The 24,885-nt window shown below is 51.5% G+C and carries 24 protein-coding genes and 1 tRNA gene; 12 read left to right on the top strand and 13 right to left on the bottom strand.

Features of this window, described 5'->3' with window-relative positions; translation table 11 throughout:
• The first annotated feature begins 2 nt into the window (after nucleotides 1-2).
• From infC to KO508_RS11465, 7 genes are all read left to right on the top strand, one after another.
• Complete coding sequence (infC, locus tag KO508_RS11495) at nucleotides 3-542, top strand: translation initiation factor IF-3 (RefSeq protein ID WP_200365932.1); 540 nt, start codon at nucleotides 3-5, stop codon at nucleotides 540-542.
• A gap of 102 nt (nucleotides 543-644) precedes the next feature.
• Nucleotides 645-836: a 50S ribosomal protein L35 gene (gene rpmI / locus KO508_RS11490; RefSeq protein ID WP_216008452.1), complete on the top strand. Its 192-nt coding sequence runs from the start codon at nucleotides 645-647 to the stop codon at nucleotides 834-836.
• A 45-nt stretch (nucleotides 837-881) separates the two neighbouring features.
• The gene (gene rplT, locus KO508_RS11485) at nucleotides 882-1,235 is read left to right on the top strand and encodes a 50S ribosomal protein L20 (RefSeq protein ID WP_022989373.1); all 354 of its coding nucleotides are present in this window, start codon (nucleotides 882-884) and stop codon (nucleotides 1,233-1,235) included.
• Nucleotides 1,236-1,394: 159 nt separating this feature from the next.
• The gene (gene pheS / locus KO508_RS11480) at nucleotides 1,395-2,393 is read left to right on the top strand and encodes a phenylalanine--tRNA ligase subunit alpha (protein ID WP_216008451.1); all 999 of its coding nucleotides are present in this window, start codon (nucleotides 1,395-1,397) and stop codon (nucleotides 2,391-2,393) included.
• A 60-nt stretch (nucleotides 2,394-2,453) separates the two neighbouring features.
• The gene (pheT, locus tag KO508_RS11475) at nucleotides 2,454-4,826 is read left to right on the top strand and encodes a phenylalanine--tRNA ligase subunit beta (protein ID WP_216008450.1); all 2,373 of its coding nucleotides are present in this window, start codon (nucleotides 2,454-2,456) and stop codon (nucleotides 4,824-4,826) included.
• 3 nt (nucleotides 4,827-4,829) lie between these two features.
• Nucleotides 4,830-5,132 (top strand): integration host factor subunit alpha, encoded by a 303-nt coding sequence (gene ihfA, locus KO508_RS11470; RefSeq protein WP_216008449.1) that lies wholly within the window; start codon nucleotides 4,830-4,832, stop codon nucleotides 5,130-5,132.
• The gene (locus KO508_RS11465; protein WP_216008448.1) at nucleotides 5,113-5,478 is read left to right on the top strand and encodes a MerR family transcriptional regulator; all 366 of its coding nucleotides are present in this window, start codon (nucleotides 5,113-5,115) and stop codon (nucleotides 5,476-5,478) included. The genes ihfA and KO508_RS11465 overlap by 20 nt, the downstream gene beginning before the upstream one ends.
• 68 nt (nucleotides 5,479-5,546) lie before the next feature.
• Here the strand turns inward: KO508_RS11465 and KO508_RS11460 are convergent, their stop codons facing one another.
• A complete protein-coding gene (locus tag KO508_RS11460; RefSeq protein WP_216008447.1) occupies nucleotides 5,547-5,735 on the bottom strand; it encodes a YgaP family membrane protein in 189 nt (62 codons plus the stop codon).
• A gap of 129 nt (nucleotides 5,736-5,864) precedes the next feature.
• On the opposite strand from KO508_RS11460, the gene KO508_RS11455 reads away from it, so the two are divergent.
• Nucleotides 5,865-6,473: a Crp/Fnr family transcriptional regulator gene (locus KO508_RS11455; RefSeq protein ID WP_216008446.1), complete on the top strand. Its 609-nt coding sequence runs from the start codon at nucleotides 5,865-5,867 to the stop codon at nucleotides 6,471-6,473.
• A gap of 71 nt (nucleotides 6,474-6,544) precedes the next feature.
• Here the strand turns inward: KO508_RS11455 and KO508_RS11450 are convergent, their stop codons facing one another.
• Nucleotides 6,545-7,978: an aldehyde dehydrogenase family protein gene (locus tag KO508_RS11450; protein WP_216008445.1), complete on the bottom strand. Its 1,434-nt coding sequence runs from the start codon at nucleotides 7,976-7,978 to the stop codon at nucleotides 6,545-6,547.
• A 187-nt stretch (nucleotides 7,979-8,165) separates the two neighbouring features.
• Here KO508_RS11450 and KO508_RS11445 point away from each other — a divergent pair, with 187 nt between their 5' ends.
• Nucleotides 8,166-9,482 carry a methyl-accepting chemotaxis protein gene (locus tag KO508_RS11445; protein WP_216008444.1) on the top strand — a complete coding sequence of 439 codons (1,317 nt, stop codon included), beginning with the start codon at nucleotides 8,166-8,168 and terminating at the stop codon, nucleotides 9,480-9,482.
• 120 nt (nucleotides 9,483-9,602) lie between these two features.
• Here the strand turns inward: KO508_RS11445 and KO508_RS11440 are convergent, their stop codons facing one another.
• The 6 genes from KO508_RS11440 to KO508_RS11415 form a co-directional block, all read right to left on the bottom strand.
• Nucleotides 9,603-10,739, bottom strand: coding sequence for a sulfate/molybdate ABC transporter ATP-binding protein (locus KO508_RS11440; protein WP_216008443.1), 1,137 nt, complete (start codon nucleotides 10,737-10,739; stop codon nucleotides 9,603-9,605).
• Nucleotides 10,739-11,608 (bottom strand): sulfate ABC transporter permease subunit CysW, encoded by an 870-nt coding sequence (gene cysW, locus KO508_RS11435; protein ID WP_216008442.1) that lies wholly within the window; start codon nucleotides 11,606-11,608, stop codon nucleotides 10,739-10,741. The genes KO508_RS11440 and cysW overlap by 1 nt, the downstream gene beginning before the upstream one ends.
• Before the next feature lie 4 nt (nucleotides 11,609-11,612).
• Entirely contained in the window at nucleotides 11,613-12,494 is an 882-nt protein-coding gene (gene cysT / locus KO508_RS11430) for a sulfate/thiosulfate ABC transporter permease CysT (protein ID WP_216008441.1), read from the bottom strand.
• Nucleotides 12,495-12,497: 3 nt separating this feature from the next.
• Nucleotides 12,498-13,511, bottom strand: coding sequence for a thiosulfate ABC transporter substrate-binding protein CysP (gene cysP / locus KO508_RS11425; protein ID WP_216008440.1), 1,014 nt, complete (start codon nucleotides 13,509-13,511; stop codon nucleotides 12,498-12,500).
• Nucleotides 13,512-13,674: 163 nt separating this feature from the next.
• A tRNA-Pro gene (locus KO508_RS11420) sits at nucleotides 13,675-13,751 on the bottom strand.
• A 148-nt stretch (nucleotides 13,752-13,899) separates the two neighbouring features.
• Nucleotides 13,900-15,543 carry an FMN-binding glutamate synthase family protein gene (locus KO508_RS11415; RefSeq protein WP_216008439.1) on the bottom strand — a complete coding sequence of 548 codons (1,644 nt, stop codon included), beginning with the start codon at nucleotides 15,541-15,543 and terminating at the stop codon, nucleotides 13,900-13,902.
• 263 nt (nucleotides 15,544-15,806) lie between these two features.
• Here KO508_RS11415 and KO508_RS11410 point away from each other — a divergent pair, with 263 nt between their 5' ends.
• Complete coding sequence (locus KO508_RS11410) at nucleotides 15,807-17,396, top strand: BCCT family transporter (protein WP_216008438.1); 1,590 nt, start codon at nucleotides 15,807-15,809, stop codon at nucleotides 17,394-17,396.
• A 64-nt stretch (nucleotides 17,397-17,460) separates the two neighbouring features.
• Here KO508_RS11410 and KO508_RS11405 read toward each other — a convergent pair whose 3' ends face one another.
• The 4 genes from KO508_RS11405 to KO508_RS11390 form a co-directional block, all read right to left on the bottom strand.
• Nucleotides 17,461-18,408, bottom strand: coding sequence for an alpha-L-glutamate ligase-like protein (locus KO508_RS11405; RefSeq protein ID WP_216008437.1), 948 nt, complete (start codon nucleotides 18,406-18,408; stop codon nucleotides 17,461-17,463).
• Between the two features lies 1 nt (nucleotide 18,409).
• Complete coding sequence (locus KO508_RS11400; RefSeq protein ID WP_216008436.1) at nucleotides 18,410-19,927, bottom strand: inactive transglutaminase family protein; 1,518 nt, start codon at nucleotides 19,925-19,927, stop codon at nucleotides 18,410-18,412.
• Nucleotides 19,928-19,929: 2 nt separating this feature from the next.
• Nucleotides 19,930-20,721 carry an ATP-dependent zinc protease family protein gene (locus KO508_RS11395; RefSeq protein WP_216008435.1) on the bottom strand — a complete coding sequence of 264 codons (792 nt, stop codon included), beginning with the start codon at nucleotides 20,719-20,721 and terminating at the stop codon, nucleotides 19,930-19,932.
• A 163-nt stretch (nucleotides 20,722-20,884) separates the two neighbouring features.
• Nucleotides 20,885-21,259 carry a hypothetical protein gene (locus tag KO508_RS11390; protein ID WP_216008434.1) on the bottom strand — a complete coding sequence of 125 codons (375 nt, stop codon included), beginning with the start codon at nucleotides 21,257-21,259 and terminating at the stop codon, nucleotides 20,885-20,887.
• A 282-nt stretch (nucleotides 21,260-21,541) separates the two neighbouring features.
• On the opposite strand from KO508_RS11390, the gene rmuC reads away from it, so the two are divergent.
• On the top strand, nucleotides 21,542-22,960 hold the full coding sequence (gene rmuC, locus KO508_RS11385) for a DNA recombination protein RmuC (RefSeq protein WP_216008433.1): 1,419 nt from the start codon (nucleotides 21,542-21,544) through the stop codon (nucleotides 22,958-22,960).
• Nucleotides 22,961-22,965: 5 nt separating this feature from the next.
• Nucleotides 22,966-23,844 carry a hypothetical protein gene (locus KO508_RS11380; RefSeq protein WP_354668027.1) on the top strand — a complete coding sequence of 293 codons (879 nt, stop codon included), beginning with the start codon at nucleotides 22,966-22,968 and terminating at the stop codon, nucleotides 23,842-23,844.
• Nucleotides 23,845-23,872: 28 nt separating this feature from the next.
• Here KO508_RS11380 and KO508_RS11375 read toward each other — a convergent pair whose 3' ends face one another.
• The gene (locus KO508_RS11375) at nucleotides 23,873-24,880 is read right to left on the bottom strand and encodes an AraC family transcriptional regulator (RefSeq protein ID WP_216008432.1); all 1,008 of its coding nucleotides are present in this window, start codon (nucleotides 24,878-24,880) and stop codon (nucleotides 23,873-23,875) included.
• Between the last annotated feature and the right edge of the window lie 5 nt (nucleotides 24,881-24,885).

The following is a 24,885-nucleotide window of genomic DNA, read 5'->3' as shown; positions in this document are numbered from 1 at the left end:
CTATTAAACAGCGAACGAATCGGGGTGGGCGTACTCCAAAGGCGCCGATCAATGAGAATATTGATGCAACTGAAGTCCGCCTGATTGATGCCGAAGGCACTCAGGTAGGGGTAGTTCCGATCGCAGAAGCCCTCAGAATGGCAGAGGAGGCGACTCTGGATCTGGTACAGGTTACAGATTCCGATCCGATCGTCTGTAAAATAATGGACTATGGCAAAAAGGTCTTCGACGAGAAAAAGGCGAAGGCTGCTGCCAAGAAAAAGCAAAAACAGACGCAAGTCAAAGAGCTTAAGTTCCGACCAGGAACTGAAGAAGGGGATTATCAGGTAAAACTACGCAACCTGGTACGTTTCCTTGAAGGCGGGGACCGCGGCAAAATCACTATCCGCTTCCGTGGCCGTGAGATGGCACACCAAGAAATTGGTATGAAACTCATGGAACGAATTGAAGCAGATATTGAGGCGCTGGCTCAGGTCGAAATGCGGCCGAAAATGGAAGGCCGGCAAATGACCATGATTGTGGCTCCCCGCAAAAAGAAGTGAACTTGATTCAATGATGAATCCCCTGCCGTAGCATAGGCGGGGGTTTTGTCGTTCAGGTTCCCATTTATGTAGTTAAAAAAACAGAATGCGGAGTTTTAAAAAATGTCTAAAATGAAAACGAAGAGTGGAGCGGCCAAGCGGTTCAAAAAAACTGCTTCCGGCTTCAAGCACAAGTCAGCCTTCACCAGTCACATCCTGACCAAGAAGACCCCAAAGCGTAAGCGTCAGCTGCGTGGTACTTCATTGGTTGCCAAATCTGATGTGGCATCCGTAAAGCGTATGCTCGGTCAATAACCTAGCAATACACTCACAACGGTTTTAAGGTAGAAGGATTATAGTATGGCTCGTGTTAAACGTGGCGTGGTCGCACGTCGTCGTCATAAGAAGATTTTAAAGCAGGCCAAGGGTTACTACGGAGCTCGTAGCCGTGTATTCCGCGTTGCCAAGCAAGCGGTTATCAAAGCCGGTCAATACGCATATCGCGACCGTCGTAACCGCAAGCGTGCCTTCCGTGCATTGTGGATCGCTCGTATTAACGCTGGCGCCCGGGCCAATGGCTTGTCTTACAGCCGCTTGATTGCTGGCCTGAAAAAGGCAAACGTTGAAATCGACCGTAAGGTTCTGGCTGATCTGGCCATGAACGAACAGCAGGCGTTTGCCGCTGTTGTTGAGAAGGCTAAAGCGTCTCTTTGATCGCTTAGCTCTTTCATCGATTACGAATCGAACCGGTGTCATGCGTCAATCTATTCGCGCAACAGGCACCGTTTAATAGGGGAAGGGCGCGCTCTTCCCCTATTTTTGTTTCAAGATTTCTTTTTTGGAAATCCTCATTTCTGGTTTGGAGCAGGGTCAATGGAAAACCTGGAGCAATTGGTTCAGGACGGCTTGACGGCAGTAGAAAAAGCCGACAGCTTGCAGGCGCTTGATCACATTCGTGTGGAGTATCTTGGTAAGAAAGGCGTTATTACCCAGCAAGCAAAAACTCTAGGTAAACTTTCTGCCGAAGAGCGCCCCGCGGCCGGCCAGAAGATCAATGAGGCAAAAGGGCAGGTTGAGCAAGCGATTAATGCCAAGCGCAGTGAGCTTGAGCGCGTTGCTATTGAGCAAAAGCTTGCTAGTGAATCCATTGATGTGAGTCTGCCCGGTCGTGGTCAAGATCTGGGAGGACTGCATCCGGTCACCCGCACTCTGCAGCGTATCGAGGAGTTTTTTTCCCGTGCCGGTTATACCGTAGAGCAGGGACCGGAGATCGAGGATGACTATCACAACTTTGAAGCACTCAATATTCCTGATCACCACCCCGCTCGGGCGATGCACGATACGTTCTACTTCAACCCCGGAACCGTGTTGCGTACTCATACTTCTCCGGTACAGATTCGCACCATGGAAGCTGGCAAGCCGCCGTTCCGCATGATTTGCCCCGGGCGAGTATATCGCTGTGATTCCGACATGACGCACACCCCTATGTTTCATCAGGTTGAAGGGTTGTTGGTTGAGAAAAATGTCAGCTTTGCGGATTTGAAAAGCACAGTTGAAGAGTTTCTTCGAGTGTTTTTTGAACGTGATCTTCAGGTTCGTTTCCGGCCGTCCTATTTCCCGTTTACCGAGCCCTCTGCCGAGGTAGATATTGAATGGGGCCGCGAAGCCGATGGCAGCATAAAGTGGCTGGAAATCATGGGTTGCGGCATGGTGCATCCGAAAGTATTTGAACATTGCGGTATTGATGCCGAGGAATATCGTGGCTTTGCATTCGGCTTGGGTGTCGAACGCATGGCTATGCTCCGTTATGGCGTAAATGATTTGCGTATGTTTTTCGAGAACGACTTGCGCTTTCTACGCCAATTCCGCTAATTCGACGTTATACGGCATCCGAACCAATAGTCAAAACCGCATCAGGACAAGGCAATAACCATGAAATTCAGTGAGCAGTGGCTGCGCGAGTGGGTAAACCCGGAAATCAGCTCTCAGGAGTTGATGGATCAAATTACAATGGCAGGGCTGGAAGTCGACGGCTTTGAGCCTGTGGCCGGTAAGTTTCAAGGCGTTGTGGTTGGCGAGGTTCAGTCTGTTGAGCCCCACCCAGACGCCGATAAGTTGCGGGTGTGTCAGGTTAGTGACGGCAACAAAGTGGTTCAGGTTGTCTGTGGTGCACCTAATGTGCGCCAAGGCTTGAAAGTTCCGTTTGCTGTGGTTGGTGCTGTATTGCCCGGTGATTTCAAAATTCGGAAAGCTAAACTGCGCGGCCAGCCTTCTGAAGGCATGCTGTGCTCCGAGTCTGAAGTGGGCTTGTCTGATAGTCATGAAGGCCTGATGGAGCTACCTTCTGACGCGCCGGTTGGCACAGAACTGGGCAACTATCTCAAGTTGAACGACATAGCCATCGACGTAGACCTGACGCCTAACCGCAGCGATTGCCTCTCCATTAAAGGCATTGCCCGCGAAGTATCTGTGCTGAATAGTTTGGTTCCGGAAGCGCCGCAGATTGAGCCGGTTGAAGCTGTACACTCGGAAGTGCCGGATATTCGTGTGGATGCGCCTGAAGGCTGCCCCCGGTATCTGGGCCGAATTCTTCGCAACGTTAATCTTCAGGCTGAAACACCTTTGTGGATGCAGGAAAAGCTTCGCCGTTCCGGCGTACGTTCGATTGATGCAGCTGTGGATGTAACCAACTATGTGATGCTCGAACAAGGCCAGCCAATGCACGCGTTTGATCGCGATCAGATCAGCACGGGTATTGTTGTGCGCATGGCACGCCCCGCTGAAAAGCTGGTGTTGTTGGACGGACAGGAAGTGGAATTGACCGATCAGACGCTGGTAATTGCTGATCACGAAAAGCCCATTGCCATTGCTGGTGTTATGGGTGGTGAGCATTCAGGTGTGAGCCCGAAAACCCGTGATCTGGTGCTTGAATCTGCCTATTTCGACCCGATTACCCTTGCTGGCAAGGCTCGCCACTATGGCTTGCATACAGATGCTTCACACCGATTTGAGCGTGGTGTGGACTATGAGCTCGCCCGTGAAGCCATGGAGAGGGCAACCCGGCTTCTCATGGATATCGTGGGTGGAGAGCCCGGTGAAATTGTCGAAGTTGCCAGTGCCGACAATCTGCCGAAACAACACCAAATTGATCTGCGATCAAGGCGTCTCTCGGATGTTCTAGGTCTGGAAATAAACCGCACCACGGTGGAAGAGATTCTCACCCGACTAGGTTTGCGTGTTGATAAGCTTCTGAAAGATGGCTGGCGAATTCAGGTGCCCAGCTTCCGCCCAGACATTTCCATCGAAGAAGACCTAATTGAAGAAGTCGGCCGTATCTATGGCTATAACAACCTCCCTGTCACAGAGCCTACAGGCTCGCTTGGGTTGCGGGTAAACGAGGAAGCAACTCGCCCCGTATCGGCCATTCAAAATTATTTTGTCTCCCATGGCTATCAGGAAGCGGTCACCTACAGCTTTGTTGATCCTAAGGTACAGACGCAAGTGGATCCGGAGCGTGAAGGCATAGCATTGGCGAACCCTATTTCGTCAGATTTGTCTGTGATGCGCACAAGCCTTTGGAGCGGCTTGCTGAAAACGGTTGCTCACAACCAAAACCGTCAGCAACCACGCATCCGCCTATTTGAGACGGGTTTGCGTTTTTTGCAGGATGATCAGCGTATTGATCAGCAGCAGATGTTGGCAGGTGTGGTAGTCGGCAACCAATACCCTGAAAATTGGGTGAACGGTCGCAGAACTGCCGATTTTTTTGATGTAAAAGGTGAATTGGAAGGTCTTTTTAGTTTGCTTGGCGTGCAAATCGATTTTATCGCCAGTCAGCACCCGGCTTTACACCCGGGACAAACGGCTGAGCTTCTTCGGGATGGCGAACATGTAGGGTGGTTGGGCACACTGCACCCACAGGTTCAGAAAAATCTTGAACTTAATGGCACCATTCTGATGTTTGAGCTATCCTTGAATTCGATCATTACCGGATATGTGCCTAATTTCAAAGAAATTTCGAAATTTCCTGAAGTTCGGCGGGATTTGGCGATCATTATCGGTGGTGATGTCGCGTTTGCCGACGTAGAGCGTGTAACACGAAAACACGCAGGCGAGCAGCTGACAGCGTTGCGTGCGTTTGATGTCTACGAGGGAGAGAGTCTAGGCGAGGGCAACCGGAGTCTGGCATTAAGTCTGTTCTGGCAGCATCCTGAACGCACGTTGAATGAAGATGAAGTGCATTCGCTCTTTAACGGTGTCATCGAGGCACTGAAAGAAGAGTTGGGAGCAACACTGAGGAGTTGAGACATGTCGGCTTTGACGAAAGCGGAAATGGCAGAGCGCTTGTACGAGGAATTGGGCCTGAACAAACGCGAAGCCAAGGAAATGGTGGAAGCTTTTTTCGATGAGATCAGAGGCGCACTCAGCCACAACGAGCAGGTAAAACTCTCGGGTTTTGGTAATTTCGATCTGCGGGATAAAAAACAACGTCCTGGCCGAAACCCAAAAACGGGTGAAGAAATTCCGATAAGCGCACGACGTGTCGTTACGTTTCGTCCGGGCCAGAAACTGAAACAGAAAGTAGAAGCGTATGTTGGAACCCAGTCATAACAATGAACTCCCCGCGATACCAGGGAAGCGCTACTTCACGATTGGTGAGGTAGCGGACCTGTGTGCAGTAAAAGCACATGTATTGCGCTATTGGGAGCAAGAGTTTCCTCAGCTGTCACCGGTCAAGCGCCGGGGTAATCGCCGGTATTATCAGCGAGCCGATGTGATTACCATCCGCCAGATACGCAGCCTGCTTTACGAGCAGGGGTATACCATTGGTGGTGCCAAGCAAAAACTCAGCAGTCATGAAGTAAAAGACGATACCACGCACTATAAGCAGTTGATCCGGCAAATGATTACCGAGCTGGAAGAGGTGTTGGAAGTGCTCAACGCACCCGCCAAATAAGCTGCGTACTGCTATAAAAAAGCCGGAGCGATTCCCCATCACTTCGGCTTTTTTGTGGGATCTTTAAACTACTGCTTTTTGCAGGTTTTAATGCCCAGCAATGAATACGCAGGGCAGTTACCCATCAGTGCGGTAGCTAGCGGCACAATACCAATCCAGCCCCAAGGTGTTTGCGGCCCTACGAACACCAACGCTAGCAGTACGATGCCTACAATAGCGCGAATAATCCGATCAGCAGAACCCATATTAATGCTCATAGTCCATTCTCCTGTGTTGCATGAGGCTTACTAGGAATCCTAGGATTCTTACTTTAGATCCCACAGAGAGACAGTTCAGTGATAAAGTCACACTGATCTCGTCTATATCAAAACTCCACGGAAAAACTCATGCTTGATCACAGTATTCTGGAGACTTTGCCCAGGGAGCTTCAAAAGGAAGCTCTTGAAAGCATTAGGATTATGAGGTTTCCGCCGGGTAAGGTTTTGTTTCAAGCGGGAGAGCACTGTCAGGGCTTGCCGCTGATGCTTAGCGGTGCGGTAAAGGTCCAGATGACAGGCGTTTCCGGAAACAGCATTGTGCTTTACCGCATGGGTGCTGATGATATTTGTACCCTCTCTATTGGTTGCTTGATGACGGGCTACGGTTATAGGGCAGAGGCTGTTGTAGAAGAAGAGTCCGAAGCGGCTATGGTGCCTCGGGGGTTGTTTGATCGGCTAATGGATCAGTCTGCCGCCTTTAGGCTCGGAATCATGGAATCCTACGGGCGCCGATTGGACGACTTGATGTTGTTGGTGGAAGAAGTGGCATTTCGTCGTATGGATGAACGGCTTGAAGAGTGGCTGCAGGCCCGTCGGAGCCCAATACACATCACACACCAAGAGTTGGCTGTTGAGCTGGGAACTGCCCGCGAAGTTGTCAGCCGGTTGCTGAAAGAGCTTGAACGAAAGAGCAGGGTGCGATTGGCGCGGGGCAAAATTGAACTAATAGGCTCTTAGAGCTATTGCCCCGGAGGCAGTTTCAAAACTCCGGGACAATAGCTGAGCTTCAATCAACCTTTGTGCAAGTGTTACCAGTCAGTGACGGATTTGACCTCCAGAAACTCTTCCAGCCCCCAAACGCCTCCTTCACGGCTGCCATTACCTGACTGTTTCATGCCGCCGAACGGGAAGCCTGCCGAGCCGGATTTTCCATTGATTTCCACCATGCCGGATCTGACCTGACGTGCGACTCTGCGAGCTCTTTCTTTATCGGAAGTCTGAATGTAATTGGTAAGCCCGTAAAGCGTATCGTTTGCCAGTTCTACGGCCTCTTCTTCGGTTTCAAAAGGTGTGATAGCGAGTACCGGACCGAAAATTTCCTCACTCCAGATGGTCATAGCGGGCGTTACGTCTGCAAAAACGGTTGGCTTCACGAAGTAGCCCTTTTCAAGGCCTTCTGGCCTGCCTTCACCGCCAGCCACTAGCGAGGCACCTTCCTCTATACCCTTTTTGATTAGGGCCTGAACCTTCTGAAACTGTTGCTGGGACACGACAGGCCCGATATGGCGACCTTCTGCACTCGCCAATCCTACATCGGTTTTGCCCGCGATCATTGCAGCGGTATCAACCGCCTGCTTATATAGAGATTTTTCTACCAGCATTCGTGTGGGCGCGTTGCAGGACTGGCCCGAGTTGGCAAAACAGTGGCGCACACCACGGGTAACTGCTTTTTCATCGGCATCTGCAAAAATAATATTGGCACCCTTGCCGCCCAGTTCCAAACCTACCCGCTTCACAGTATCGGCTGCTGCAATGGTGATGGCTTTGCCGGCGCGGGTTGAGCCGGTGAAGCTGACTAGATCAACGTCAGGATGCTCAGAAAGTTGGGAGCCGACACCGGCGCCGTCGCCATTCACAAGGTTGAAAACACCCGGTGGGAAGCCTGTACTGTCAATCATGTCGGCTAAGAGCATGGCTGATAGTGGCGAAATTTCCGACGGCTTGAGAACCACTGTGCAGCCTGTGGCCAAAGCGGGAGCTACCTTCAGCATTACCTGATTCATCGGCCAGTTCCAAGGCGTAATCAAGGCACACACGCCAACAGGCTCATGCAGAATGATGTTGTCTGGCGCGTGCTCGCCAAGGGGGTGCTCAAATTCGAACGACTTTAGCGCGCGGATCGTATTCTTGAGGTGAGCGGCGCCAGCGCCAACCTGAGCGCTTCGCGCAAGATCTATAGGCGCGCCCATCTCTTGGCTGGTGGTTTGGGCCATCTCTTCTGCCCGGGCTTTGTAAGTTTCAAACAAGCGCTCCAGCAACTCGACGCGCTGCTCTTTGCTTGTGGCAGACCATTTTGGAAAGGCTTTTTTCGCAGCAGCGACTGCGCTGTCTGTATCCGCCTGCGACCCCAGAGCTATCGTTGAGAACCCGGCTTCATCGGATGGGTTGATGATATCCAGTGTTTGGGATCCTTCTGGCGTTACCCACTTGCCATTAATATAAAAAGTGTTCGTATCCAGCATGGTTCATCTCTTTTCAGTGGATTTTCTAGCATGGTAACAGGTTGGCTAATGATGACGAATTGATTCAAATTGCTCTGGGTTTCGTATATGGCCCACGCGTTAAAGAAACGCCCCTGACCGCCGTTAACGAGGCCTATATACAAACTGTATTGGATTCGAGGTCGGGTCCAACCTTGAGGAATAATAGATGTTTTTTGGCCGTCATAAATTGCAGACCCGAATCGAGTCTTTAGAGGAGGAATTAAAAGCCTACCATGACATCCAAAGGGAACTGCGAGCCGAGATGATCTTTTTCTCGCTGGACGCGGCAGGAAGGTTTGTAGAGGTAAATGATCATTTTTTGCAGTCTACTGGCTATACAGAGCGGGAATTGACTGGCGAGAGTTTCGAACCCTTCGTGTTCGACAAATCCCGGGATAAGGCGCACTGCAAGCAAATGTTTGCGGCTATTGATGGGAAGAAATCCTGGCAGGGTGCGCTACAGCTTGTGCACAAGGACGGTCGCTCGGGCTGGTACCGCACTATTATGCAGCCCAGACAATCCACAGGCAGTCAGAAAACGGAGCTGGTGTGCTATTCCAAGGAACTGACTCAAACTATCTCCAAGTCCCGCGAGCAAGAGGATTTACTTGCTGCCCTGAACCGCTCTCTGGGTATTATCGAGTTCAGTCTGGACGGCATAATACTTAACGCAAATGACAACTTTTTGAGTAGTGTCCATTACAGCAGAAGTCAGGTCGTGGGCAAGCATCACCGGATCTTCTGCGAGCCGGAGGAGGTAAGCTCGCAAAGTTATGCGAATTTTTGGAAAACCCTTGCATCAGGTGAATTTGTCTCCGGTAGATTCAAGCGTCTGGATAGCAGAGGCAACGATATATGGCTGGAGGCCACATACAATCCTGTGCATGACGACTCAGGAGAACTCTACAAGGTTGTGAAATTTGCAACTGTAATAACAGAGCAGGTGACCCGTGATCAGGAGGTTATGAATACCGCCGAGGTAGCCAGCGATATTTCCAGAAAAACCGGTGAGGACGCTTCTGCCGGTCTCGCTGTTATTGAGTCGACTGTTCGAACCATGAATGAGTTATCGGCGCAGATGGAAGAGGCTAGCAAGGGGATCGCCGCCTTGGATCATCAATCTGCCAAAGTGTTCGAACTGGTGGAGAGTATTCGAGGTATTGCCGATCAGACCAATCTTCTTGCCCTGAATGCCGCTATCGAAGCAGCGCGAGCGGGTGATCAAGGGCGTGGGTTTGCGGTGGTTGCAGATGAAGTGCGGCAGCTTGCATCGCGAACAAGTTCGGCGACTGAAGAAATCGTCAAGGTGGTTTCTGAGAATAAAAAACTGACGGAAGAGGCAGTGGCGTTAATTGCAAGCAGTCAGGAGAAAACCGGTCAGGCGCTCACTTTTTCAAATGAGGCAGGGCAGGTAATGAATGAAATGCGGGCTGGAGCCCAGCAAGTTGTTGACGCTGTTGGCCAATTCAAAATAAACTTGTGAGTTTTAAGGCGTTGCCCCTAACATTCTGCCCCTCTCATATTCTGCCAGAGCTGTCAGCAGAACATGGGAGGGGCAAATGAGTCTGCTGGCAGTGTATTCACAAACTTTGCATAGTCGCACTCAGTTAATTAGGCGAACTCTGGGGAATGATTTTGCTTCGGCCCAACTAACCGTTTCCGGCTGGGTGTCCTTTCCGGTAAACAGGTGCCCGACTTCTGGTACGGCGTAACGCAGGTCGCCACGGGTCGGGCGCTGGTCGTTAAATTCCGCGTGGCTGATGCCGACTTCCCAAATGTCATCTGAGCCTTCGCTAGTCCAGCCTTCCGGGCGCAGCTCAACCCGTACTTCGGAGCCGATTAGGCTAACAGCTTCGATGCGTAACGGTAGATTCGCATGTTCGGCCGGCACTGTGGCCAAGCGCACTTCGTGTGGCCGCAAGTAAAGCTGGGCGCTACCTTGATGCTGAATGCCCGGTAACGTCACCCGGGCATTGCCCTGACTTAAGCTCCCATGTTTGACCTCGCCAGATAGAACATTCACCTGCCCGAGGAAATTAAACACGAAACGGCTATCGGGGCGGGCGTAAAGCTCGGTCGGCTCATTCACCTGTTCCACATTGCCCTGACTCATTACGACTACTTGATCGGACAGCTCCAGAGCCTCTTCCTGATCGTGGGTCACAAAGATGCTGGTGAAGTGAAACTCATCGTGCAAATTACGCAGCCAGCGCCTTAGGTCTTTACGCACCTTGGCATCCAGAGCACCGAAAGGCTCATCCAGAAGCAGGATTTTCGGCCGAGTAGCAATAGAGCGGGCAAGGGCCACACGCTGCTTTTGACCACCGGATAGCTGGGCAGGGAAACGCTGTGCCCGATGTGGCAACTGGATCATGTCCAATAGTTCGCTGACGCGTTTCTGAATCTCCGCCTTGGGCGGACGCTGTTTACGTGGCAGTGATTCCAAGCCAAAAGCAATGTTTTGGGCAACGGTCATGTGACGAAACAGGGCGTAATGCTGGAATACGAAACCAATGTTGCGATCGCGTACATGCAGTTTGGTTACATCCTTGCCGGAAAAGGCGACTCGCCCGCTATCGGCTGATTCGAGGCCCGCAATAATACGCAGTAACGTTGTTTTTCCGGAACCGGATGGCCCCAGTAACGCGGTCAGTTTTCCTTCTGGAATATTCAAGGAGACGTTGTTCAGCGCCTGAAATTGTCCAAAACGCTTGTTGATGCCATCAACCGTGATAGTCATTAAGCTGTCTCCTCTGTTTGCAGACGGTTCAGAGTGCGTGTCTGCCGCCATTCCACGAAACCTTTAACAGCCAGCGTAAATACAGCGATGCCGGCCAGTAGCGAGGCGCTCGCAAACGCGCCAACAATATTGTAATCCTGATACAAGAGCTCAACGTGCAGGGGGAGCGTGTTGGTTTGCCCGCGGATATTTCCGGACACCACCGATACCGCGCCAAACTCGCCTACGGCTCTTGCGTTAGTGAGTACCACGCCGTAAATCAGTGCCCATTTAATATTTGGCAGTGTGATGGTACGGAATATTCTCCAGCCGGAGGCGCCCAGCACCACTCCGGCTTCTTCTTCCTCACTGCCTTGCTGTTGCATGAGTGGTATTAGCTCGCGTGCAACGAAAGGGCAGGTAACAAATACGGTAACCATTACAATACCGGGCCAGGAAAACATCAGCTGCACGTCGTGATCTGCAAGCCAGCTTCCCACCCAACCGTTACGGCCGTATAGCAGCAGGTATAGTAAGCCAGCTACAACCGGCGACACTGCAAACGGAATATCAATCAGTGTGATCAGCAGCTTGCGCCCGGGGAACCGAAAACGTGTTACCAGCCAGGCCAGCGCAGTGCCAAAGACAAGGTTGAGGGGAACAGTAAGAGCGGCCACAAACAGCGTTAAGCCGATCGCGTGCAGTGTGTACTGATCCGTTAGATTATCTGCCAGAGTACCCCAGCCAGCTCCGAGTGCTTCAACAAAGATCACCAGCAATGGCATGATCAACAAAGCAATCGCGACAGCAACAGCCGTTCCGATCAAAAGCCATTTTATTGCCGGGCTATCGCCAACACGGCGGTGTCGGGAAGATTGGGAGGCGTTCATGGAATTAGCGTCCCTCTATGCGTTTAAGGTATCTGGCCTGCCACAGGGTAATAGCGAAAAGCATCACCAGTGATACCAACAAAACCACAGACGCTATGGCGCTGGCGGCGGCGTAATCGTATTCCTGCAGGCGGACAAAAATCATCAGGCTGGTTACTTCGCTCACGTAAGGCATGTTGCCCGCAATAAAGATAACAGCACCGAACTCGCCAAGGCTGCGAGTAAACGATAAGGCCACACCAGTTAACAGAGCTGGCCACAGGGCTGGGAAGATCACTCGACGAAACACCAAAGCATCGCTTGCTCCCAAGCTAACGGCTGCTTCTTCATCTTCGGGGGCGAGTTCCTCCAGTACCGGCTGAACGGTGCGTACCACAAAGGGCAGGCTGGTGAACGCCATGGCCACAACTATGCCCACCGGCGTGAAGGCAACTTCAATTCCCAATTTGCTCAGCCATTGTCCATACCAGCCGTTTTCTGCAAACAAGGTAGCGAGAACGATACCGGCTACTGCGGTTGGCAGCGCAAACGGCAAATCAACTACGGCATCGATCAGCCGCTTACCGGGAAACTCATAACGTACCAGAACCCAGGCCAGCAGCAATCCGAAGAGGCCGTTAAATAACGAGGCTGCCAGTGCTGCAAGGGCGGTAACTTTGTAAGAGGCGACTACCCTCGGGTCGGTGATCACAAACCAGAACTGATCGAAGCTCATGGCGGATACTTCCATCACCAGCCCGGTCAGTGGCAGCATCAAAATCAGACTGATAAACAAAAGCGAAATACCGAGGCTCAAACCGAACCCCGGTAGTACCCGCTTGCTGCGGCTTCCGATCCTCGGCCAACGCTGTGGGATTACAGCGCTGGCCTGATTAGCCGTTGACATGAATTATCGCCGACGTTGTAGTTGGTCGAGTTTGCCACCACTGGCAAAGTGTTCTTTGGTGGCGTTTTCCCAGCTGCCAGCAATAACGTCAATCGGCAGCAGTTTTACCTCAGGAAAGCGGTCTGACGTTTCCTGTTTTACCGTTTCGTTATGAACCCGGTAGTTGAATCCAGCCAGCAGGCGCTGAGCGTCTTCACTGTACAGGTGCTCCAGATAGGCTTTTGCAAGATCTTCAGTTTTGTTCTGCTTCACGTATTCGTCGATCCAGGTAACCGGGAACTCTGCCAAAAAGCTTACCTTCGGCGTTACCACCTCATATTCCCCATTGTCGTAACGATCGGCAAGGTTGAGCACTTCTGACTCGAACGTCAGCAGCACATCACCAATTTCACGCTCAATAAACGTAGTGGTTGCGCCGCGCCCGCCGCTGTCGAATACCTTCACGTGAGAAAGGAAGTCTTGCAGGAAGCTGTCTATTTTTTTCTGGTCGTTGCCAAAGCTGTCTTGGGCATAACCCAAGGCAGCCAGATACGTATAACGGCCGTTGCCTGAAGTTTTCGGGTTCGGCATAACCAAGGCAACGTCTTCCTTAATCAGGTCGTCCCAGTTCTGAATATTCTTCGGGTTACCTTTGCGCACCAGAAAGGCCATGGTGGAGTAGTAGGGCGAACTGTTGTTGGGTAGGCGTTCAGCCCAGTTCTCCGGAATCAGGCCACCACGGGCGTGCAGGATATCGATATCAGTAACTTGGTTGAACGTGGCTACATCGGCCTTTAAGCCTTGAATGATTGCCTGCGCCTGCTTTGAGGAGCCTGCGTGAGACTGGCTGACTTCCAGCGTTTCACCGGTCTTTGCTTCCCAGTACTGGTTGAAGTGCACGTTGTAGGCAGCAAACAGTTCTCGGGCGATGTCATAGGAGGTGTTAAGCAGTTCACGGTCGGCAGATACCGCCGGCTGAGCAAAGAGTGAAGCGCTTAGCGCAAGACCGGTAACCAGGCCTTTGAGTTTACTTGGCATGACAATCCCCTAAATCAGATGATTTGATGAGGAGTAAGCTACCAAAACCCAGTTAAAACTGGAAAGAATAATAAATAATTTATTCAGATCTATTTTGAATATATAGTCTAGTGCCCAAAAACGAAAAAGGCACATCCGAAGATGTGCCTTTATGCGTTGAATATGGTCGGGACGGTAGGATTTGAACCTACGACCCCTTGCACCCCATGCAAGTGCGCTACCAAGCTGCGCTACGCCCCGATTCGCTAATTGCTGCCTATTTAAAGCCGAGCTTTGACGGCGATTGCCAAAGAGACTTAAAGAGGAATCTCAGTGGCTTAGCGGGAGCGAAGTCTACACTAGCCTGGATTGAAAATAAACAGGCATTGTGGGAATTGCTCCCGAATTTTTAGCGCAACTTGGTTTCTCTGAGTTGCCTAATGAATTCCGGTGGATCAAAACTGTCCGGTTTCGATTCGGCCCAGTATTTATCAAAGACGGCCATGCCGGTTTTTCCCTCAAGCAGGGCACCGGGTTCCAGAAATGGAAACAGGTCGATGTAGGAATGCACTTCGGTTTTTGAAACTCGGCGAACAATGTGTTCGGGGCCAAGTTCCGAAGCATCCCGCAAGCCAGCAGCTTCCAGCAGGTTTTGTAGGGCTTCCAGAGTTTTTTTATGGAAGTTGTATACTCTCTGGCTTTTGTCCTGCACGTCCAACTTGTTGCCTCTTCTCGGATCTTGCGTAGCTACCCCAGAAGGGCAGCGCCCGGTGTGGCAGTTCAAGGCTTGAATGCAACCCAGCGAGAACATGTATCCGCGGGCTGAGTTGCACCAGTCGGCTCCTAAGGCCAAAGTGCGAGCGATATTAAAGGCCGAAGTGATTTTGCCGGCGGCGCCTATGGATATGTCTTCTCTCAGATTGGTGCCTACCAGCGTGTTGTTTACAAGGAGCAGGGCTTCTGTCATGGGCGTGCCGATTCGATTGATGAACTCCAGCGGCGCGGCACCTGTGCCGCCTTCGCCGCCATCAACAACAATGAAGTCCGGTTTGCGACCGGTTTCGAGCATGGCTTTTACAATGGCAAACCATTCCCATGGGTGGCCGATTGCAAGCTTGAAGCCAACCGGTTTGCCGCCCGAAAGTTCACGGAGCTGATCAAGAAACTCTAGCATTTCAATTGGCGTGGAAAATGCCGAATGCTGTGCAGGCGATACGCAGTCTTCACCTACAGAAACGCCCCGTGCTTCGGCAATTTCCGGTGTTACTTTGGCGCCTGGAAGGATGCCTCCATGGCCGGGCTTTGCGCCCTGAGATAGTTTGACCTCTATCATTTTTACCTGATCTAGGGTGGCGTTTTTCCGGAACGCCTCAGCGTCGAAAGTCCCGTCTGTGTTACGGCAGCCAAAATATCCCGAGCCAATTTCCCACACTAGATCGCCGCCGGGCTGCTTGTGGTATCGGGAAATCGAACCCTCGCCTGTGTCATGGTAAAACCCGCCCATGTTTGCGCCCGCGTTCAAACTTAAAATTGCGTTCGCAGAGAGAGCTCCAAAGCTCATGGCGGAAATGTTGAAAACGCTGGCGCTGTATGGCTTTGCGCAGCCTGAGCCGATCTGCACACGAAAGTTGCTGTCTTGTATTTTTGAAGGTCGGAGTGAGTGGTTGATCCACTCGAAACCGTCTTCGTACATTTTGAGTTGTGAGCCGAAAGGGCGCTTGTCCAGTACGTTTTTGGCGCGTTGATAAACGAGCGTGCGTTGGTCGCGGGAAAATGGCTGCTCGTCGTTGTCCGACTGGATGAAGTATTGGCGAATTTCGGGGCCTATGGATTCAAACAGGTAGCGAAAGTGCACCATGATGGGGTAGTTGCGGCTGATTGTGCGCTTCTTTTGCAGCAGGTCATAGGTGCCTAGAATAGTCAGGGCGCCAAAAATAACAGGGAAAAAATACCCTGCCTCAAAGTACAGACTCAGCGCCAGTGAAACAAGAAAGCCCGCAATGCTAATGGCATAGGCCGAGTAGCGCACCGGGAAGGTTTTCGTTTTCTCCATAAGTATCTCGCTTGGCTCCGTAAAACTGTGAGTAGAGTGCAGTACGCCATTTTATATCCAGTATATCGATACGGCACCGGACTGATAGTCGATTGCTTGAGCTTTTAGCTTTTGGCGCGTCCCCTTTAGTCTATGCTGAGATGAACACGTTGTGTTTTTGATGTTTTGAGTTCAAAACATTAACATGGCGCGTCTGTAATGTATGAGTCCAGATTTATGACGAGTTTTCGATACCAAATTCAGAAATCAGGAGGCGCCAATACGTGGGCGACGTAGTTAAAGACGAGTATCAAACGGATTACGTAGCTGGCCAGGATAATATAAGACCATTCGGGCTAGATCTGCATGCGCCGGTTTTTCCGATCACGGCAATACTGGTGGTGGTTTTCGTTATTGGAACCTTAATGTTCCCAACGGTCGCCAAGGAATTGCTGGATGGCGCCAAGAACGACATCATCGAAACCTTCGACTGGTTCTTTCTGCTTAGCGCCAACATTTTTGTCATCGTGTGTATTGCGTTGATTTTTATGCCCGTGGGGAAAATTCGCTTGGGCGGTATGGACGCCAAGCCGGAGTTCTCAACCATTTCCTGGTTCGCGATGCTTTTTGCGGCTGGTATGGGCATTGGCTTGATGTTTTGGGCGGTGGCAGAGCCAGTGGCTTATTACACGGGTTGGTTCGGCACGCCGTTTGGCATAGAAGCGAATACGCCAGAGGCCCGTAATCTGGCCATGGGCGCTACCATGTACCACTGGGGGCTTCACCCTTGGGCTGTGTACTCTATTGTTGCGCTTTCTTTGGCCTTTTTTGCTTATAACAAGAACATGCCGTTAACTATCCGGTCGGCGTTCTTCCCCTTGCTGAAAGACAAAGTGTGGGGGTGGCCCGGGCATATTATTGATAGTTTGGCCGTTGTTGCCACCATTTTTGGCTTGGCAACCTCCCTAGGCTTTGGTGCACAACAAGCGGCTTCCGGCCTTAACTATCTGTTTGGCATGGGTTCGGGCATCAACGTTCAAATGGCCATTATTGTTGGTGTAACAGCGGTTGCGCTTATGTCTGTGCTGCGAGGCCTCGACGGCGGTGTGAAAGTGCTGAGTAATATCAACATGTCGCTAGCAGGTATTCTGTTGTTCTTCGTAATTTTTGCTGGCCCCACCATGAGTATTTTGGAAAACCTATGGGCGACCAGTTCCAGTTATGTGAGCAATGTTGTGGCGTTCAGCAACCCGTTTGGTCGTGACGATGAAGCTTGGATGCGCGGCTGGACCGTATTCTATTGGGCCTGGTGGATTTCCTGGTCACCGTTTGTGGGTATGTTCATCGCCAGAGTGTCCAAGGGCAGAACGGTTCGTGAATTTGTGATGGCGGTTCTGATCATCCCGACGGTGATTACAGCGGTATGGATGAGTTCCTTTGGCGGTGCGGCACTTGAGCAAATCGATCAGGGTATTGGTGCACTAGCGGAAAATGGTATTACAGAGGTTTCTCTGGCGACCTTCCAAATGTTCGCAAACCTTCCGCTGACCGGTATTCTTTCGTTCATTGGCATTGTTCTGGTTTTGGTGTTTTTCATTACATCTTCGGATTCCGGCTCGCTGGTAATCGACAGCATAACGGCTGGTGGTAAAACCGATGCGCCAACCGCTCAGCGCGTGTTCTGGGTAGTTATGGAGGGGGCGATTGCAGCCGCATTGATCTTTGGTGGCGGTGCAGATGCTTTGGGCGCTATTCAGGCGACTGCCGTGAGTGCGGGCTTACCGTTCACGGTGATTCTCCTGATCATGACTTGGGGCTTACTCAAAGGCCTTACTCATGAGCGTAAGTTGCTGATCGCCAGAGGCGAGATGTAATAAGCAATGAGGTATAAAAAAACCGGAGCAACTGTCTCCGGTTTTTTTATGCCTGCTATCCAGGTCAAAGACTCGCAAACGTTTTCATGGCATAGTTTGCTCGTTCTCCGGGGGTAAAGTGAGGGCGTTTCAGGCTTTCGACGGCACGCAGCCGGGGTAGCAGGCCGCGGCCATTTGCCATCTGAATGGCTAAGCCGGGTCGAGCGTTGAGTTCAAGTAGCAGTGGCCCTTCGTTGGAATCTACCACAAGGTCAACACCCATATAGCCTAGACCTGTAGCCTCATAACAGCGGGAGGCCATTTCCAGCATCTCTTCCCAATCATCAATATTGATATTTTCTAAAGCCAAACCTGTGTCGGGGTGCAGTGTTATAGGGCGGTTAAACTGTACCGCATTCAGGCTTCTCCCAGTGCCTATATCCAGACCAACCCCTACAGCACCTTGGTGCAGATTGGCTTTGCCGTCGGAGTCTGTGGTTGCAAGGCGTAACATGGCCATTACCGGGTAGCCCTGAAACACCACTATGCGTATATCAGGTACGCCTTGGTGGGAATAGCGGGCCAGTGAAGGGGCTGATTCCACCAGACTCTCGACAATGGCTACATCGGGTGTGCCGGCAAGTGAATACAGCCCGGCCAGAATGTTGGTGAGGTGCCGCTCCAGCACAGAGGCGCCCACGCGAGCGCCAGACGCTTTTACGTAGTCGTCTCCATCACGGCCCGTGATTACCGTGATGCCTTTGCCGCCAGAACCCTTTGCGGGCTTGATGGCAAACCCTGCAAGCCCTTCGGCCATGTCCCTAAAACGGGAGATTTCGTGCTGCTGCTTTACTACCTGCAAGAGTTGCGGCGTTTTTACGCCGTATTCTGCAACGGCCAGCTTTGTTTTAAGCTTGTTGTCTACCAATGGATAGGACGAGCGCTCGTTATAACGGGCGATGTAGTCCACGTTGCGCCGGTTCATATTCAGCATGCCCAGCCGGTTTAGTGCGCGCGGAGAGATCCAGTCCATATCAGTCGTAGACCTTCATCGGCGTGAAGCGTCTGAGCTCGCTGAGTTTGTAGCCTGTGTACTGGCCCATTAGCAAAATCAGTCCCAAAATTGCGAAGTGCAACTCGGGGAAATTGAATGTTAGGTGGCCTGCCAAGGGTGCGCTCATTAGCAGGTAGGCGCAGATAGCAACGAATAGGCTGCCAGAACCTTGTACAAGTACTTCTTGGCCGCCTTCTTCCTCCCATAGGATGGACATGCGCTCAATCGTCCAAGCAATTATGACCATGGGGAAGAAGGTGACGGTCATGCCTGTGTTAAAGCCCATCTGATAACCGAAGATACTTAGGCCTGCGGTGATGAAAATAACCAGAATAATCAGCGCTGATATTCGCGAAACCAACAATAAGTTCAGGCTAGAAAGGTAGCCCCGCATCGCCAAGCCAATAGCTACGACGGACAGAAAGGCAACGAGCCCGGGTACCAGTGTGGTTTGAACAAAGGCAACCGCAATTAGTACCGGCATGAATGTTCCCGAGGTGCGGATACCAATTACAATGCGCATAAACGCAACCACAAGCGCCCCAAGTGGTAGCAACAGGAGCATACGGAACATGCTCTGCTCTTCGATGGGAAGTTCATAGAAGCTCAAAAAGCTCAAACCGTCGCCGTCGAACTGCATGGCAGCAAGCTGCAGCGCGGGTACAGTCTGACGCAGCATGGAGAAGCTAATTTCGGAGTTGTCACCACCAACCACATCGAGTAAGGACTCCGAGCCCTGTCGCCACAGTATTAGGTCTTCCGGCACGCCTTGAGCAGCGGTTTTCGGGTTCAGGGTAAGCCATCGCTCACCGTTGTATATCTGTAGGAAAGGTGTGAGTTGTTGCCGCCGACGGGCGTCTTCAAGTTTTAAGCCATCGGCTGTCCGTGCCGGAATCCCTGAGTGATTGAGCATGTTCACGAGTAGCTGAAGATAATTCGCCTCGGATACAAGAAGGGTTGTGTTCTGAACACGGGTGTCAGGCTGCATCAGCTGGATCAGCTCACGGGTCATGCTTTCGGGTGTGCTTGAGCGAGCCTCAGCCTGTGCCAAAATTTCCCGTACTGCGGTGGCTTGGGGCTCTTCCCAAAACAATCGTTTGGTCTTGGGTGGCTGGGCAGGGGGAGCAGGTTCTGCGTTGGGGTCTGGTATGAACTGGGCTTTGAAGTACAGAGTTTGCGGGCCAACTACTTCTCGCTTCGTCCACTCAGCCCGCCGACTGCCTGCCTTATCAATAATCGAAAAACCATAGCCCGGTGAAGCGGCTTGCTCAGTCAGGATCCGGAATCCGGGCGGTTGCTCGGGAACGTTCAGGCTAGCCACCACAGGCTCATTTGAGCCATCAAAATCTACCCGTGCTTCGACCATCCAGACCGGGCGCTGTTCCCCGGTGAGCCAGGGGATTCCAAGTTCAATGTGTCGCCAAACAGCAAGTGAAATGCCGGCAGTAATGAGCAGAAATACAGCAATATAAAAGGGTAGGCGGGAGGGACTGGTCACTATTATTTCCCGTTGTCTGTACGGATGGATTCAGGCAGCTCGGTTGCGTACTCCTTGCCGACATCAATCAGCATGACGTCCCTAAGCACGTTGCGGCCAATAAGAGCCTGATAAGTGAGGTTGCTTCGGTCTGCGAGCGTAAACTCTGCCACTTGCTGGTGGTCACCAATGGAGAACTGAAGCTCTACAACGACACGCCGTTCCGCGCCATCTGCACTGGCTTGAATAACCTTGACGCGTCGGGAAATTTCTTTCTCAAGGGTAATGAACTCTTCAGCGCCGGGAACAGGAACGTCAAAACGAACCCAATTGCTGCCGTCGCGTTCGAAACGAGTAACGTTTCGGGCATCTATCGAGGATGTTTCCGCTCCGCTATCAATGCGGGCTTTGTAGATAAGCCCGGGGCCAGCCAGATAAAAGTTCTCTACCTCACCAACAATGACTTTTCCTTTCAGTCGATCAGCCTGCCCTTTTGATTTGTCGGAGGCTGGGCAGGCTTTCTGGGCCGGCATGGGAGGGCAGGAAGGTTTGGCAACTTGCGTTGCAATGGCTTCAAGGACCTTTTGGGTTGAGGCATCGGTATGCTCCAGGACCTTTTCATGTCGAACCTTTGCGTTGTCTTCCATGGTGACCAACGTGGCGCGCTGGCTCTGAACCGAGGTTTTGAGCTCGCCAAGATCGGATTTCGGAACCATGAAATAGCTGTCTGTCGCACAACCCGCTAGCAATACAGTGCCAGTAAGAACTGTGACGGAGAGCGCCGATCGACCAGCTCGCAATCGTTTAAAACACATGAAAAACCCCTGAGCCCGTTGTCGGTCACATCCCGAAAAAGAAAATGTGACGGTCTAAAAGTTTATACGGAGATGATCCGGAGCGGGAGTATACAACAATCAACGTGTGTCGTTGTTTTACAGTTGGTTAAGGGGATGCTTTTTAACCGCCTGAAGAAGCAATTCAGCGGGATAAGAAATGACTGGTACCAAGCACTTCATCAGAACGCAAATGTTCTTGCACCACTGGCGAACAGTTGAGATAAAAAAGAAGCAGTTCTTTTTGTATGTCTTGGTCCTGAATTCGCGCGGCAAAAACGATAATGTCGCGTATCGCATCGTCGCTTAGGGCGCTTTCTGCTTCAGAGCTTTTTCCATATCGGCTTTTTAACAGCGCTGTGAGCCTCTCAAGGTGAAACTCGCCGGTGTGGGTGATATGGGGGAGAATCCTAAAATCCTCTGGACCATAACCTTCCGGTGCTAAGTCTGTGCACTCGTCGTATGGGCTGTCGGCTTGTAGAAAATCTGCACCTAGCTTTCGCCAGAGTTCTTTCAGCATTGTTAGTAATCCAGTTTGGTTCTGTGCCGACCTAAAAGCCGTTAAAAAAGTGTAATGCCATTTATTGCGGACGACACTACTCTTTTAATCGATATTATGTATTGGGTCTAGAGCCGATTCTAGGTGCGTGACCAAAATGCCAAGCAGTCGTGGTGCAGGCCGTGCATGTGCCTCATAGAAAATAACGCCAGCGAAAAAATCGTTATGCTCCTATACAATGTAATACGCGATTAACATTACGAAAATCCTTAAATATACGGATAATCCGGAGGAGCTTTGCTTGTGCCTAAGGCCGTGAGCGAACTGATGCTATCCCGGCCTGAGATGATGGCGGCACTGGTTGCCCTGCTGTTTGTAACCACGGTTGTTATTGTGGGTCTTCTGGCAAGGGCTAAGTCGGAAAGGCGGGCGGCTGGCCTGCAATCGGATGTAGCTGCCCAGAACAGGCGAATAGAAGAGCTTTTAGAAGAGCGCCAAAACCAGCAAGCGAAGATTGATAGGCTCGGCGGGGAGTTGGGCGAAGCCCGTGCCTTGTTGCGAGAACAGCAGGCTGTTCTGAAAGAGGAAAGGCGTTCGGCTACGGAGAAGCTCGCGCTGCTGGAGCGCAACCGAGATGCCTTGAAACAGGAATTCGAAAATCTTGCCAACCGCATTTTCGAGCAGAAGAGTGAGCGCTTTACTCAGCAAACGCGCACCAGTCTGGATACTCTGCTCAATCCTTTCCGTGACCAGTTGCAGGATTTCCGAAAGCGGGTGGAAGATGTATACACCACTGAAACTCGAGACCGACAAGCGCTTCGCAGTGAGATAAAGTCGCTTCAGGATCTAAACCGGCAGATCACTGAAGAGGCCGCTAACTTGACCCGCGCCCTGAAGGGCGACAAAAAAATTCAGGGCAACTGGGGTGAGTTGATTCTTGAGCGGGTTTTGGAAAAATCCGGGCTGCGTAAAGGTATTGAGTACGACACGCAAGGCAGTTACCGCGACACTGAGAACCATTTGCTTCGGCCGGATGTGGTGGTGCATCTCCCGGATAATCGTAATCTGGTGATTGATTCAAAAGTATCCTTGGTGGCCTATCAGAAGTGGGTCACGGAAGAAGATGATAATGCCCGGGAAGACGCCCTTAAAAATCACGTTGAAGCTGTGCGGAATCATATTCGCACGCTCAGTGAGAAAGACTATAGTCAATTGGACGGCCTACACTCGCCAGACTTTGTTTTTCTTTTCATGCCCATTGAACCGGCATTTGTGGCAGCTTTTCAGAAAGACGAGAACCTTTTCTCGGAAGCTTTCGAGCGAAAGATTATTGTAGTAACACCTACAACGTTGCTGGCAACCCTACGCACGGTCGAAAACATCTGGCGATACGAACGCCAGAGCCAGAATGCGCGCTTGATAGCAGAGCGCGCGGGCGCTGTTTATGACAAACTCAGGGTGTTTGTTGAAGCCATGGAGCGCCTTGGTGGGCAGCTTCATACCGCTCAGGTTACTTATGACTCCGCCATGAACACGCTGACTAGGGGCCGGGGCAACCTTATCTCACAAGCTAATAGGTTTGTTGAGCTTGGAGTGAGGGTAAAAAGAGAGCTGCCAAAAGCTATCGTGGATCAGGCAGAGGTAGATTCTGAGCAGGAGTTAACCCGCGAAAAGGCGGATTCAGAAAAGCAGGCAATTGGTGCAGATAACGATCAGGAGTAAGTGCCATGGCAGTATGTTTCGGGAATAGCCGCTTATCGGTTTGGAGGTTAAAAGGTCGCCACATGGTCAAAGTGGCGGTTATGGCTTCAGCACTAGTGGCCGGGCAGGTGGCAGCGCTTGCGCCCGAGCACGAAGCGCGTCGGCTAATGCTTGCTATAGAAGAGGCGGTAACAGATGAGAGCTGGGGCGAAGCTGGTGAGTACCTAAACCGCTTGCAGCTATTGGAGGCAGAAAAACCGGTCGACTATCACTATTACCGCGGCAAGGTAATGCTGCAATCTTCGCACCTCAACGAAGCTCAATCAGCATTTGAAGCGTATGTGACGAAAGCGGGTACGGAAGGCGAGCATTACCAGGAAGGCCTAAAGCTCCTTACCAACATCGAGCGAGCGCGCAAAGCAAAAGCTCAGGCGCCTCAAACCAGCAGCGATGCCAAAATAGCCGTGATTGAGCCTGCCGGCGACAGTCGGCTTGAATCTTTGCGGAAGTTGTATTTGGCAGACTCCGACCGAGAAGCCTTGTTATTGCATCTCAACAGTTTGTTGGGCACTGCAGCATGGCGGGAAAGTCAAGAGGTTGTGCGCCTTGATAAGCGGCCGGATATTGAGTATCGCGTGAACGTGAGCGGGAATGCCATTGCCATTCAGGAAATTAAACTGAATAGTGCTGGCGGTGCTACCCGAACAGCGACGCAGGTGCAGGTCTTTGGTGTAAATCCCCAAGTCGAGTGGGGCTGTGAGTCTGCAGTAGCGACCTGCTGGGTATATGACCCACGAGACGGCTCGCGTTTGTTCCAACTGGCGCCAAATCGAAGTCAGGTAGAAGAAGTTGCCCAGACACTGGGCAAACTGATTCGCAACCTGCAGGTCCCTTCAGGCTCTTAATGTTTAGAAGAGAGATTATCGACGATTTTCAACCCCGTTCGCCCTCACGATAGGCGCCCGGGGTCACGCCGGTCCACTTCTTGAAGGCTCGGTGGAAAGTTGAAGGCTCAGTGAATCCGACTTTTTCGGCTATGTCGTTAATAGATAGTTCTTGCCGCCCCAAATAGTAAATTGCCATATCTCTTCGTAGTAAATCCTTTATCTCCTGAAACGATGTGTTTTCCTGTTTCAGCCTACGACGCAAAGTTTGAGGGCTGGTATGCAGTTCGCTCGCAATCCACTCGAAATCGGGTAGAGGTTTTGAGAGATCCCGGCCAATGAGTGCCCGAATCCGCCCGGTGTAGGTGTTGCTCTCATCTGGACGGGATAACAAATCGGCCGGCGAAGTTTTCAGAAACTGTAGCATTTCAGGCTTATCTCGAATAACAGGCGCTGACAGGAAGCGCTTGTCGAAAGTGAGGGCTGTACAGTCTGAATCAAAGGCTAGAGGGCAGTGGAAAATGTGCCGATATTCATCGCTGTGAGGTGGCTGGGGATAATTGAATTCGGCTTTCTCCAGCTCGATCGGCTGTCCTACCAACCAGCTACCCAGTCGGTGCCAGATCACTAGTATGCTCTCACGTAGGAAATAATCGGGGTCGTAGATCTTACCTTCAATTCGCGCAATTAGGCGGGCCTTTTCCCCATCGGTTTCCAGTTCCAGAGTGACCATAGGATCAAACAGTCGGGAAAACTGATATGCCCGACGATAAACCGTTTCCAGAGTTGGGCAATCGATAACCAGAGCGCACATGGTTGCAAAGGTGCCCGCTCGCGCTGGCCGCGGTCCCATGCCCAGGAACTCATCATTCATGCGATTCCAGGCTATCTGTAGTAACGAACTGAACTGGTCGCTGTTAACCCGCGCCATCTCAATACGCAGAAGATCAGGAGATATGCCAGCTTCGCGGAGGATCGCATCTGTATCCATACCCAGATGCTCCGCGCCCGATAGGGCAGCCTGCACAAAGTGTCGTGAAACGGTCAGATCAGACATCTAGC

Origin of the sequence: Marinobacter salexigens, from assembly GCF_018860765.1 — a bacterium.
GTDB lineage: Bacteria > Pseudomonadota > Gammaproteobacteria > Pseudomonadales > Oleiphilaceae > Marinobacter > Marinobacter salexigens_A.
This window is presented reverse-complemented; position numbering and strand designations above follow the sequence as displayed.